General features: G+C 65.8%; 5 protein-coding genes. All 5 read right to left on the reverse strand.

The genetic code is table 11. The features are described 5' to 3' along the window. Positions 1-3: 3 nt before the first annotated feature. Entirely contained in the window at positions 4-3,126 is a 3,123-nt protein-coding gene (locus ASD79_RS10495) for an RHS repeat-associated core domain-containing protein (RefSeq protein ID WP_082584874.1), read from the reverse strand. Then, entirely contained in the window at positions 3,123-7,460 is a 4,338-nt protein-coding gene (locus ASD79_RS10500; RefSeq protein WP_162252351.1) for a hypothetical protein, read from the reverse strand. The genes ASD79_RS10495 and ASD79_RS10500 overlap by 4 nt, the downstream gene beginning before the upstream one ends. A gap of 363 nt (positions 7,461-7,823) precedes the next feature. Then, positions 7,824-9,389: a glycoside hydrolase family 43 protein gene (locus ASD79_RS23205; RefSeq protein WP_235524396.1), complete on the reverse strand. Its 1,566-nt coding sequence runs from the start codon at positions 9,387-9,389 to the stop codon at positions 7,824-7,826. A 239-nt stretch (positions 9,390-9,628) separates the two neighbouring features. Beyond that, on the reverse strand, positions 9,629-10,858 hold the full coding sequence (locus ASD79_RS10510; RefSeq protein WP_082584876.1) for a glycoside hydrolase family 27 protein: 1,230 nt from the start codon (positions 10,856-10,858) through the stop codon (positions 9,629-9,631). Positions 10,859-10,890: 32 nt separating this feature from the next. Beyond that, complete coding sequence (locus tag ASD79_RS10515; protein WP_235524397.1) at positions 10,891-12,882, reverse strand: family 43 glycosylhydrolase; 1,992 nt, start codon at positions 12,880-12,882, stop codon at positions 10,891-10,893. Between the last annotated feature and the right edge of the window lie 337 nt (positions 12,883-13,219).

A 13,219-nucleotide genomic window follows, 5' to 3' on the forward strand; every position in this document is an offset into this window, starting at 1 on the left:
GGCTTAGCATTTCGCATCAACCTTGCATTTGTCGTTGGTTAACGCCGGTGCGCCAAACCGGTTGTTTTGAGGTTCTCCCGAAACCGGATCGGTCTTCTGGCGGCCAGCTTCCACGTGCGGCTGGTCTGGGTGGCTTCGATCCTTGGTCTGTTCGACAACGGCTTTGTGCACAACACCACCGCCCGGCTTCGGGGCGAAGTAGATTCTGAAACGGCCGGATTCGTTGCGTCCCTGAGATGCCGGTTGTTGCGACGTCGGCATCCCGGCGCCTCGCATCGCCGCGCGGGCGGCTGCGCGCATGTTCGGGCACTTGCCATTGTGCACCCACAGTCGGTCCTCACCCACAAAGTAGGTGTGATATTCAGCGACCTCGAGGTTGAACGTTGGAAGGATGCGACCGGTTGGAATGATCCGAAGGACGCGCGCTGCCTCGCCATAGGCGGTGAGGATCGATCTACCCGGCTTGAGATCGTCCGTTCTTGTCCAAGTATTATCCGCGGAACGCCAAGGGTGATCATCAGTGGTCTGGAACTTGGCTACGCGCGAGAGGCCATTCGGTAGAGCAATCTCGAATTCGGCAACATAGATCTCACGATCGTGCCGCCGAACCAGGGACTCGACAGGCTTGAAACCATTCTCACCGGTCCGCTCATCGCGAGATAGCACTAAGTCGCCGACGCGGATGTCCTCGATGCGGCGCGGGCCTTCCCTGGTGGAAACCAAAGTACCTGCCACAAAGCAGCAGCCCCCTCCACGCTGCCCGGCGGGCCCCACGCTCGGCAGCTCGCCGCTTGCCACAGCCTCCTGCTCGTCGACGGCGTCTCGACCAAGGCCATAGCCTATGGTGTAGCCAAGATCGCCCCACTTGGATTTCTTCGGTCCTGGTGCGCCCTCGTCACCAACTGCATCCAACGCACCGTCGTTGTAGCCAGCGCGCAGGCTCGCGAAGAAACTCCAATCACCACTGTTGCCAGTCGGGTCGGACTTATTGAGCGGATCGTTGCCAACATAGGCATAGAGATCCAGATCATCCTTGTACCCAATCGGGTCCGTCTGGAGAAACCACCCCCGCGCCGGGTCATAGACCCGGGCCTTGTAGTGGTAGAGCCTCAGCTCCGGCAGAGCCGCCTGGCCGGTGTAGCGGAAGCGTGAACCCGCCGCCCAGTTGTCGCCCGGCTCGCCGTAGGGGCCGTAGGTGTAGACCGCCTGGGATACGCCCGAAGCGTCGCTCCAGCCGACAATCGAGCCCTGGCGGTCGGCGTGGAGGTAGCGCGGCGCGGACAGGTCCGCCCCTTCGAACCAGACCAGGGGATCGTCGACCCCAGGGCCGTGCAGGTAGCGGCGCAACAGGTTACCCGAGCCGTCGTACTCGGCCGTCAGTTGGTCCCCGTCATAGACGAACCGCGTCACGACGCTGTTGATCGTCGTCACAGCCAACCGGCCCAGGGGGTCATAGCTCAGGGTCGCCGACGCGCCGGGTACGCTGGCGCTGATCAGTCGGTTCTCGCCGTCATAGGCAAAGCTGCGGGCGCCGTCGTTGGTCAGGTTGCCGTTACAGTCATAGCCCCTGCCCGAGGCGGCGCATCCGCCGCCGCCGACGGTGGCGATCGCCTGGTCGCGGTTGAGGCCGTCGGCCGTCGCGGTCAGGCTGGCCGCGAACCCGGCCCAGTCGTAGACGGGGTTGTCCTTGGTGGCCGTCGTCACCTGGCTGGCCGGGTTGTAGGCCAGGGTCTCGTGCAGGCTCCTGCCGCCCCCCAGGTCGAGGTTCACGGCCGTCGGCCGGTCGGCCAGGTCATAGCCGTAGCTGGAGCTGGGGCTGGCGACGGGCTCGCCGTGCCGGTTGACCGAGGTGCGGCGGCCCAGGGCGTCATAGCCGAAGGCCAGGGCGGCGGCGCCGCCCGTGGTCGAGGTCGGCCGTCGCGCCGCGTCGTAGGTATAGGCCGCCGACCTGGGCGCGGCCCCGCTGTCGTCGGGCCACTTGACCGTCGTGCGGTTGCTCGCCGCGTCGTAGTCGAAGGCCATCTTGCGGCCGAAGGTCGTCTCTTCGGTCAGCCGCCCGGCGGTGTCATAGGCGTAGGCCACGCCCTGTCCGGAACTGACGCCGCCGGCGAACAGGGTCGAGGTCGGCTTGCCCGTCAGGTCATAGGCGTAGCTGACGCTGTCGATGCGCGAGCCCGACTTGTCGGTCATGCGGTTGAGGGCGTCGTAGCCGTAGCTCAGCCCGCCGTTGTCGCGCTTGCGCAGCCAGGCGCGGTTGCCCGACTTGTCGTAGCCGTACTCCTCGAAATCGCCGCTGGTGGTCAGCTGGGCGTCGGCCAGGGTCGCGCGGCAGGCCAGATAGGCCTGGCCCTGCGGGACCGACGGGCCGTTGGAGGCGTGCGCGCCGGGCGTCGTGACCGGGAACTCCTGCCGGCACAGCCGATCGAAGCCGTCGTAGCGCAAGGTCGTGCGATTGAAACGCGCGTCCTCGATCGTCGCCTGCTTGCCGTTCAGCGTATAGCTGTAGGTGGCGTAGGTGCGTGCGGCGCTGGTCCCGACGGCCTGCTGGATATTGAGCGTTCGGCCGACAGCGTCGTAGGCCGTCTGGGTGATCCGGTCGGGCGTGGCGTCGCCCGCGGCCGGCGGTGCGCAGGCGTCGGGCTGGTCGCCCGCCACGAACGCCGCCTCCAGCTGGGCCGGCGACTTCATCCGCACGGCCACGCAAACGGGTCGGTAGCTGGCGTCGTACTTGGTCTGGATCAGGCGGGCATCAACGGTGTTGCGCGCCGAATAGACCTGGGTCTTGTTGCCCATGGCGTCATAGCGGAACAGGGTCGTCTGCTCGGCCACGAAGTCCGAGCCGTCCGCCGCGCTGGCCGAGCCCACCTGGGTGCTGATCAGCTGGCTGTCCAGGTCGTAGTCGTACGTCTCGACCCGTCGCCTGAACGGCGCGTTGGGCGCCGTGCCGACCTTGACCAACGGGCCGATCTTCATCGTCAACCGCCGCAGGTCGTCCCATTTGTAGTTGGTCGAATAGTCGCTCGCCGTCTGCGCCGACGCCGGAGCCGCGACCAGCCAACCGGCCAGCAGCAGCGCCCCTAGCCCGAACAGGCCGTGCTTCATCGCCCCCTCCCCCCGGCGGCTCATGAGCAGGCTCCCGCGCGAGGATCGGTGGTCTGGATCAGGTTGCCCAGGGCGTCGAACTTCAGGCAGGTGCGGATGTTCTTGCCGCCCGGATCGGTGATCGCCGCCTTGAGGACGAAATGGTTGGCCGCGTCGTACTCGTAGTTGGTGACAAGGTTCTGGCTGGCCGAAACCTTCTCGGTCTTGGAGGTCAGGAGACTGAAGGTCGAGCCATTGGCCGTGTAGGCGGTGTAGCCCAGGTCGATCTGCGGCCGGGTGGTCCCGACGGTCGGCGACAGCTTTTGCGTCAATTCGCCCGTGGCCGTGTCCCAGCTATAGGTGGTCAGTCCAAGCCTCGGGTCGGTTTCGGTGTAGGGGCTGTTGCAGACCTTCAGGTTGGCGCAGGAAACCGCCGCGGGCCCTTCCCAATAGGTGGTCCGGGTGACCAGATCGCCTTGCGACTCGTCACAGGCCAGCCCCGCCCGGGCCTTGGAGATCTCGCACTTGCTGACGACATTTCCGCGCGCGTCGTAGGCGATCTCCTGGGCGTTCAGCTCGGGTGAGACCACACGCACCAGCCTTCCGGAACTGTCGTAGGTCTTGCGCGTCACCGCGCCGAGCGCGTCCCGGTCGAGGATCGTCCCGTTCTTCTCATCGAAGGTCTGCAGCGACACATAGCCCAGGCCGTCGACCAGTTCGAAGCGCTTCCAAAGTTCGCTGCCGAACAGTCCGCTGGAATAATATTTCAGCGCGACGCCGTTGCGGTCCGTCACTCGCGAGGCCCGATTGAGGGTGTCGTAGCGCACGACCTGGTAGGGCGTGGACGGCGCGCCGGGGCTGAACCAGCGGCGCAGTTGGTAGTCCTTGCGGCGCAGAATCGGCGCGTCGGGCGAGTCCGTGCTCGGGCTGTACTCGTACCGGGTGGTCGCGGTGACCCCGACCTTCACGGGAACAGTCACCGAGAAGGTGTCGCCATTGATCGCCCCGCCGGCGATCGAGAACGTCACCGCGCGCTGGTTCTCGTCGGTGACCGACTTCAGGCGGTAGGTGTAGAAACTGACCGCCGTGTAGGCATAGCCGGGATAGATCACCCCCTGCTCAAAGGTGGGCCGACAGGGCTCGCCGATGGTCTGCCGCGTCCATTGCCTGTCGTAGTCGAAATTCAGCTCGCGCCCGAAGCTGTTGGAAACCTTTCGGAGCAGGTAGCCGTACTGGCCCGCGTATTGGACAGCGCCGCCGTTTGGCGGACATCCCGGCGGATCGGAGAGGACGATCGGGTCGTACTGGAACTTGACGGCCAGGCCCGAAGGGAATGTCCACTGATCCGCCTTGAGGATCTTGTAGCTGTCGTAGTTGGCCGCCGAGCCGACCAGCGTATTAGTCGGGCCGTCCACCGTCGCCTCATTGAAGCGATAGGGCGAGAAGGTGATCACCTCGCCGTTGCGAGACGTGTAGATTTTCAGTGTCGCGTCAAGCGTGGCTTCCGGCTCGGCGCCGGAAACCCAGGTCTGGTTGGGCATCTGGTGGAAGACGGTCGATGACGTGCCCTTCATCACCGAGATGGTGTTGAAGGTTCCGCCGGCATAGCCCGCCAAGGACCGATCCATGTTGTTGATCGCGAAGATCGAGCCCAGCTTCGCGGGCAAAGCGCCCGTGGTCCCCAGATCCTTGATGATCTGCAGGTTGGCGATGAACTCGGAGGCAAAGAAGGCGTTCTCCGAACCCAACTGGTAGCTGAGGTCGTTCGAGCGGACCATGCGCACCTGGTAATTGTGCGTCCACCCGCCGCCGAGCCGGTCATGGTACTGCGAGTCCGCGCCGCTGGTGACGGCCGCGGTGCTCTCGATACTATTTAGGCCGCCGCCGTCGTTATAGTAATAGCTGGACGTGTTGCGGCCTTTTTCCTTGGCGCTCGGCGCGAAGCTGCGCGTGAACGGAAGGCTGTTGGGAAAGTCGCCGACGCCGGTGACGATGTCGGCCCCCGCCGAATAGCTCAGGTCTCCCGAACTAGGCGACACGGTCAGGAACTTGCGGCGCGGGGCGGCCTGGTCGATCAGTTCGGTGGTCTTGATGGCGGTGGCCAGGCCGTCGCCGATCGTGGTGCCGCCCTTGACGTACTCCCACATGGTGAAGGCGCGCTCGCCCCCGCCGTTGTAGAACAGCTCGCCCAGGCCGCCTTCCATGATCAGGGTGGAATAGCCCTGGTTGGCGACATCCTGCAGCGCCAGATGCCGCCAGCAACCCGGCGCGGCGACGGAGCTTCCGGTCGAGCTGACATAGTTGATGCAGTAGGAGCCGTAGCTGGCCGAACCGTCCGGCTGGGTGACCTTGGCCTGGTGCGGCAAGGCGGCCACGTATGCGGCCATCTGGGACGGCGCGATGTCGTAGATCTTGCCGGCCGTGCCCGAGAGGGTGGTGACGAAGTCCTTGACGAAGAACGCCCGGGCCGCCGAGATCCCCGGCGCGGCGTCGATGGCGTTGGCGCGGGATTCCGCCTCCGACAACGCCAGCGAGGTCATGTCGAACGCGGCTTGCTTGGCCGGGGCCGACCCGCTGGCGGCCGCGATGCTGAGGCTTTCCTGGATCGTCATCATCGACATGCCGCTGGCGCGGCCCGCATAGACCAGGCCGATGTCGTGGTGGCGCGTCGTGACGGTCTTGGCCACACCGTCGACCAGCTGGTCGGTGAGGGTCCGCATCGAGGCGAACGTCTCGGCCACCACGGCATGTTCGCCGTAGTTGCACTCCCGATAGGCCGGCCGGGTGTTGACCGTCGTGATCCCGCATTGTTCCTGGGGCGGAGTGATCACCGAGGTCAGGTCGGACATGTATTTCTGCGCCGACATGCCGGCCTGACCGAAGCCGTGGACGATGGTCACGGGCGCGATCGATAGGTAGTTTTGCTCGGGCCAGTCGGTGGCGTACTGTTGGCCGGAGACGTAGGTGCGCGGGGAAACCCCGATCCCGCCATCGTAGTAGAGATAGCTGGGCCGGGCGCGTCGGCTGCCGCCGGTCTCGTCCGACGGCGGATCCACCGATTTGAAGTTCACCAGTTCGTCGGCATAGGTCCCGCCGTTGGCGGCGTAGGGGTGATCGACCTCGATCTGCACGTAGGGCGCGGCGACGGCGCTGCAGCCGCCGGCGGGCGCATAGGCCAGACCGGCCAACACCTGACCGTCGATGGCGAAGGCCTCGGTCGTGTAGAGGAGGTTGCGCTTGTAGACGAGCGACCGCCCGGCGATCTCGTCGGCGAAGAAGGCGCCGCAGGTCGTGGCGTCCGTCTTGACCCTCAGTTTGGTGCGGTACTGGTCGGGCATGGCTCCGGCCAGCACGACGCTCGCGCCATAGGAAAGCGGAGCCAGTTCGAGCGTCTCGAGCTGGGGCTGCAGGTCCTTGCCGCCCAGCACGTCGAAGACCGAGGCGGTGAGGCCCTGCCCGCGGATGTTCTGGTTTTTGATATAGGTGGCCAGATTGGTCTTGAGCGTATCGTGGGTGGTCTTGGCCGCGGTCAGGTTGTAGTTCGCCACGAAAGGTATGCCGCCAGCCGTCGTGCCTTGGGACGCGCCGGACATCCCGGCGTTGCTGACGGTCGAGCCGCAGCTGGAGGCGGACTGGGTTCCACAGCCCATCGCGGCCGGGAGGTCGATCCCGTTGCGCAAGACATGCACCTTATAGGCCGGGTCATAATTGACGCCGGCAACCTGCACCCAGACGTGCGACATCGTCAGGTTCGCCGACAGCGCCCCCGCCAACCCGTCGCAACTCGTGGCGCTGCCGACCGTGGCCGGAATGCCGCCGTCGGCGAGCAGCTCGCATGCGGCTTTCGCATTGACCGTAAAGGTCTGCGCCGGTTCGTTTAGGGTCTCGACCAACCCCGTCCAAAGGCCGAACTGCGACGGCGTGACCGTCGCCTCGCCCGCCACGTAGTTGGCCTGCACGCCGCCCTGGTCTAGCAGCATGACCATGAGTTCGGCCTGGTCGAACGGCGTGCCCGACTGGTCGATCAGGGCGCCCGCCCCACCCTTGGACAAGCCGTAGCGGAACTCGACCTTGATATTGTTGCGGACGTAGTCGAACACGTTCCGGGTGAAGCCGTCGCGCTCCGCCACCACCGACACGTTTCGGTCGCCGAGCAAGGATTTCGCCAGCGCGGTGATCTCCGGGGTCGGCGTCGTCGCCAGGGAAAGACCCCTGGTATGGGTGGAGGCCGACCCGAAGTAGGACCGCCCAGCCGCGGGCGACACCAGCGCCGCGGTTTTGAGCTTGGTCGCGGGCGGCGCGATGCTCTCGCTCTTGGCCAGCAACACAACGGCGGCAATCGCGTTGAACGGGGTGGAAAGCACCAGCGTGATCGCCACGCTCGCGCCTACAGGCGCGACGCAGCGCGTCATCATCCTATTGAACAGCATCGCCCCCTCGAATCGCCGTCTCGTCGCCGGGCCCAGCGGCCTGCGACGCTTACGCGCCCAAGCTACACAACAAAAATACAACTGTAAGGTTTCTTTTTATCTTTAGCCGAGTCGCCGAGGACGATCCCAATGGAGACACCTCGAGCGGGCGAAGCGACTGCCAGCAGGCGCCAGACGTAAGGCGCTCCCAACTACCGCCGGGAGCGCCCCTGTCGCTACACCACCAGGTGCTCGCCGAAGACGGCGGCCAGCGTCAATCCAGCCTGGGCGTAGCGGCGAGCAGGCCCCGCGGGGCGGGAATCCGAGTCTTGATCATGGCCTGTCGTAAAGGGCGAAGGCGAGGTCGATGGCGGCGCCGGACCTGTCTTTGAGCGGCTGGCCGTCCCCGTGCGCGGCGCCGGCGGCATAGACGTCGCCGCGGCTGGCGCGCAGGAAGACCGTGAGCGCCTGGCGCTCGCCGCTCAGCTCCAGCACATACCGGCGCCCCGCCTTCAACAGGACCGGCGTGGCGGTGGCCAGCTCGAAGCTCAGCAGGCCCGCCCCTTGAGGCTGGTAGGCGATGGTCAGGCCGCCTGGGGCGCCCAGCAGTTCGGTTCCGCCGTCGACGCCTTCCGCCTCGCCCAGGTCTCGCAGCGACAGCCGCAGCGATCGCCCGCCACCCGTGCCGAGGCCGTCGCCCGCGTAGAGGCTGATACGTGCAAGGGCGATGTCGGCGGCCGGCACGAAGGTCTGGGCGATGCGGCCTAGGCCGCCGTTGCTGTTGAAGCCCACGGGCTCCGGCGCCTGGTTGAAGGGGTCGGTCACCGACGTCAGCGCCGGCGCGCCAGGCCAGGCGGTCGGATAGCCCTGCGCGAACTGCCGCACGCGCACGGCGGGGTCCGAGCGGCCGTAGTCGACGGCCGGTGCCGGCGCGGCGGGCGGGGGTGGCACGCTGATGCCGGCCTCGGTCTGTGTGATGGGCAGGATGCCGCCGTCGGCGCCGTAGTGCAGGTACTCGATCGTGACGCTGCGGCGCGCGCCGGCGCCGGTCTGGCCGTCGGGCAGGGTCAGCGTGCCGTTGTGATACAGCAGATAGGACCGGCCCTTGAAGTCGAGCAGGCCGGGATGGATGGTATAGCTGTTCTTGACCGGGCCGGTGATGAGGCCGCGATAGGTCCATGGTCCGCGCGGACTGGGCGCCGTGGCGTAGGCCAGGTGCTCCCACACGCCCTGGTGGGCCATCGCCGCATAGGTCAGGTAGTAGAGGCCCTGGCGCTTGGACAGCCACGGCCCCTCGGTATAGTTGGGCAGGGCGATATTCTCGATGGGCCCATCCAGCTCCGTCATGTTGGGCTTGAGCCGCGCCAGGTGGAGCACCGGATTGCCCCAGGCCAACCAGGCCGTGCCGTCGTCGTCGACGAGGACGGTGGGGTCGATGTCGTCCCAGTTATAGGGACCGGGCGTCATCTGGTCGGTGACCAGCGCCGAGCCGCGCGCGTCCTTGAAGGGGCCCAGCGGGTTGTCGGCCACCGCCACGCCGATGGCCCTGCCGGGGTGGCGGTCGTCATGCGTCACGGTGGTGTAGAAGTAGAAGCGCCCGTTGCGCTGCACCGCCTGCGCCGCCCAGGCCTCGCCCACCGCCCAGCTGAAGTCGGTCGGCTTCATGATGGCGCCGTGCGACGTCCAGTGCTTGAGGTCGCGCGAGGAATAGACGCGCCAGTCGTTCATCCGGAAAAATTCGTCGCCCTTCGCCTCGTCATGGCCGACATAGAGGTAGGCGGTATCGCCCACCACCAGCGGCGCGGGGTCGGCGGTGAAGACGTCGCGCAGCAGCGGGTTGCTGCCTGGCACGGGTTCGGCGGCCAGCAAGCCGCCAGGCAGGGCGATGCACAGCAGCAAGGCGCCGCGGACAATCCAGGTCCGGAGCGTTGAAGAGCGTCGGACTACCTGGTCCCCTGAAGGCGAGACACAGGTCGTGCGTGGAGACCGGCGCGAAATCATTCGGGTTCTTTCTTCGGCGATGGCGTTAGTGGCCGTCAGTCGATGGCCGACGGATAGGCGCCGGGATCTACTGGGCCGCGCTTGGCAAGGGCATCGTGAGGTAAGGACTCCTTGCGCGCCGCGCGGCCCGGCGCGCCCTATGTTTTCGCGGGGCCGGTCAGGCGCAACATCAGCACGCTGTGGGGCGCCAGCCGCGCTTGCAGCTTGGTGCTGGTGTCGCCGGTCTTCTTGCTCCACAGGTCGGACCAGCCGTAGACATTCTGCTTGAAATCGACCGACCGCTTGCTCAGGTCATCGGTCAAGATTTGCTTCTTCCAGTCATGGTGAACGTCGACAGCCTGGTTGGAGCGGTTCAGGAACATCAGTGCCCATTCCCCGCCGTCGAGTGGCTTGGCATAGACCTCCAGCGGACCGTCGGCCAGGACGCGCAGCGCCTGCACACCCAGCTTGTCCTGGCTCACCGCGATCACGCCGGGGTTGGTCAGGATGCGGCGGGTCGACTCGGACATGGAACGCAGGTCGTTGCCCAGGATGAGGGGCGAGGCCATCATGGCCCAGATCGACAGATGGGCGCGGTCTTCATCCTCGCTCATGCCGTTGCCCACTTCGAGCATGTCCATATCGTTCCAGTGGCCGGGCCCCGCGAACTTGCGCAGGCCTGCCTGCCTGTCGAGGATGCGCAGCACGCCCAGACCCGTCGAGAAACCGGGACTGAATTCGCAGTCGAAGCAATTATAGATATCGGGCGTGGTGCGCCACGAATGGCCAACCTGGCCGGCCCACTCCCACGGCTTGTTGATGCCCCATTCGCATAGGCTGAACAGCATCGGACGGCCCGACTTGGCGATCGCGTCGCGCATCGTGGTGTAGGCCGCCTCGGCGTTTAGACTCTGGGCGTCGCACCAGTCGTACTTGACGTAATCGATGCCCCAGCGCGCATAGGTCCGCGCATCCTGATACTCGTGGCCGCGGCTACCGGGATGGCCGCCGCAGGTGGTCGCGCCGGCGTCCGAGTAGATGCCCAGCTTGAGTCCCTTGCCATGCACATAGTCCGCCAGCGCCTTGATGCCGGATGGGAAGCGCTTGGGGTCGGGCTGGATGTTGCCGTCGGCGTCGCGCTCGCCGTGCCAGCAATCGTCAATGTTCACGTACTGGTAGCCGGCATCCTTCATGCCCGTCTCGACCATGGCGTCGGCGGTCTCGCGGATCAGGCGCTCGTCGATATTGCAGGCAAATTTGTTCCAGCTGTTCCAGCCCATTTGCGGGGTGCTGGCCAGGCCTTCAGCCTTTTGAGCCCAGCTATTGCCGCAGAGGGCGGCGCCCAGAAAGATGCCCAACACGAGCGGCGCTATGCGTTTGATGTTCATGTCGAACCCCTTCAACATATGGATGGTGGCGGTTATTCCGACCAGATAAAGCGCGCGCCGTCGCTGTCGTCCGGCATGGGGCCGGGACTGTCGGCCCGGATGTCCCCGGTCTTCGGATCGATGCGCAGGAAGCGGTTGGTGGCCAGTGACATCAGCACCAGTTCCCCTGTCGGCGTTTCAATCCATTGGAAGTTTTGCGCCGTACCGGACCGGCCGGCCACGAGCGTCACCGCTCCATCCTCGCCGACCGTGACATAGCGTCCGCCCGACCGCAGGGCGACGCGGCCCAGCCGGCGGTCGACGATCTCGAACCGCGTCGGGGCGCCCGAGGCCAGGCTGGGCCCGCCGCCGGCCGCCAGCCCGGTCGTTGCGTGAAACGAGGTCAGCCGGATCGATCGGCCGTAGGGAATGGGCCGCATCAGGCCATGGGTGTGCGGTTGATGGACGTCGATACTGTCGAAATCGGCGAAACCGCCCTCGGCGCCGGTCGTGTTGTAGTTGAACAATCCGTAGCGAACGCCCTGGAAGGTGAAGGTCTGGTAGAACAGCTCGACCTCGTCGCCGATCGGGGTGAAGGTGACGCCGTCGAACGAATAGCTGAAGCGCGCCCGTTCGGTGAGAAAGTCGCAGTCGGCCCGAAGCCAGACGCGCGTCCCGGTCATCTTCACCCGCACCGTCTTGTCGGGGTGCTGGTCATAAAGGACGACGTCGAGCCCGTCGGCGCGCTTTTCGACGCCCAAGGTCGCATAGGGCAGATTGAGCAGCCCCAGGCCGGCCGTGTCGCCCGGCTTCAGGTTCGACGCATCGAGCAGAACGGTCGGCGTCGACATCGGCCCGATCGCCCGCTGCGTCAGGGTGTTGCGCGCGTCGTAGAACGTGGTCGCCGGCAGGGCGTGAAGCCGCAGGTAGCCCGGCCGTTCCGACAACGACCACTTGTCGTCGACCGGGACATGGTTCCACTGCCATAGGGGCTGGAGCTTCGGCGCCGAAAAATCATCGCTGCGCCGGAAGGGCGCGCGCACCGGCTGCGGCGTGGCGGTCTTCGGCTTCACCCAGGTCCGCGGCGTGCGGGTCAGGTTGCCCGGCAGGCCGAAATAGGGCCAGCCGTCCTTCCAGGTGATCGGCGACAGGCCGAGCAGGCGACCGACGGAATTGAAATCCATCATGGAAAAGCCCCACCATTCGCCCGCGGGCGTCTGGACGACGCCCCCCTGGTGCAGCGCCAGGTCATGTTTGGCGGCGGGGGTAGGCCCCCAGAACGTGAACGGCGGCTTGGGCGCACCCGTGCGCTTGCTTGACGCCATGCCGAAATCCTCGTGCAAGCTGATCGCTTGATTGACCTCGTAAGGTCCCAGCACATGATCCGCCCGCGCGGCCGGCATCCGGAAGCCGCCGGAATAATTGGCGCTGATGATGTAGTACTTGCCGTCGATCTTGTAGAAATGCGCCCCCTCGCCCATCCCCGCGTCCTTGGCGAACAGGACGCGTTCGGTGCCCGGAACGATGTCGGTCAGGTCGTCCGTCAGCTGGGCCAGGTGCATCGTCTGGTGATCCCAGACGACATAGGCCTTGCCGTCGTCGTCGAACAGGACGGACAGGTCGTGGAAGCCGCGCTTCATCGGCGTGCGCGTCCACGGCCCCTTCGGATCGGTGGCCGTGAACATCTGGGTCGTCTGGCGGTTGACGTTCGAGAAGATGTAGAACTTGCCGTCATGGTAGCGGAAGGACGGCGCCCAGATACCCTGACCATAGACATTCTGGCCATCCTCCAGCCGGTAGGCCGGGCCGAGGTCGAGCTTGTCCAGCGCGTAGGCGACGAATTCCCAGTTGACCAGGTCTTTCGAGCGCAGGATCGGCAGGCCCGGCATGGCGTGCATGGTGGTGCCGGTCAGGTAAAACCAGTCGCCGACGCGGATCAGGTCCGGATCCGAGAATTCGTCATAAAACAAAGGATTGGTGAAGGTGCCGTCGCCGTTGTCGGGCGTCCAGGTCGCGGTGGACAGGCCCTTGGACGCGCTCGCCACTGGACCGTCCCGATCCAGCGCGGATGCCGGCGCCGCGCATAGACTCAGCGTCAAGGCCACGCATGACACCAGCCCGGACATGACCATTCGGAGCGATTTCGATCCATGCCGCATGACGCTTCCCCTTTTGCGCTTTGCTACCGCATCCGAGACGGCATCCACAAGACGCGCGCCTCATTTTTGTCAGACAATTGACGCCGCGGCCGGCGCTTTCTTCGTTTAGGACGTATTATCGCATCGAGAGCCCGAAAATGAGTTGCAACACCTTCGGAAAGGTCAGCCATTTCCACCCGGTAAGCCCGGATCCCATCAGGCGTCGGAGCACATTACTCAGACA

Source organism: Caulobacter sp. Root655, assembly GCF_001427665.1.
Classification (GTDB): Bacteria; Pseudomonadota; Alphaproteobacteria; order Caulobacterales; family Caulobacteraceae; genus Caulobacter.

Bases quoted from the DNA above. Each gene is read 5' to 3' on its own strand.
- ASD79_RS10510 (WP_082584876.1), bottom strand. From the start codon at position 10,858: ATGAACATCAAACGCATAGCGCCGCTCGTGTTGGGCATCTTTCTGGGC.
- ASD79_RS10495 (WP_082584874.1), bottom strand. From the start codon at position 3,126: ATGAGCCGCCGGGGGGAGGGGGCGATGAAGCACGGCCTGTTCGGGCTA.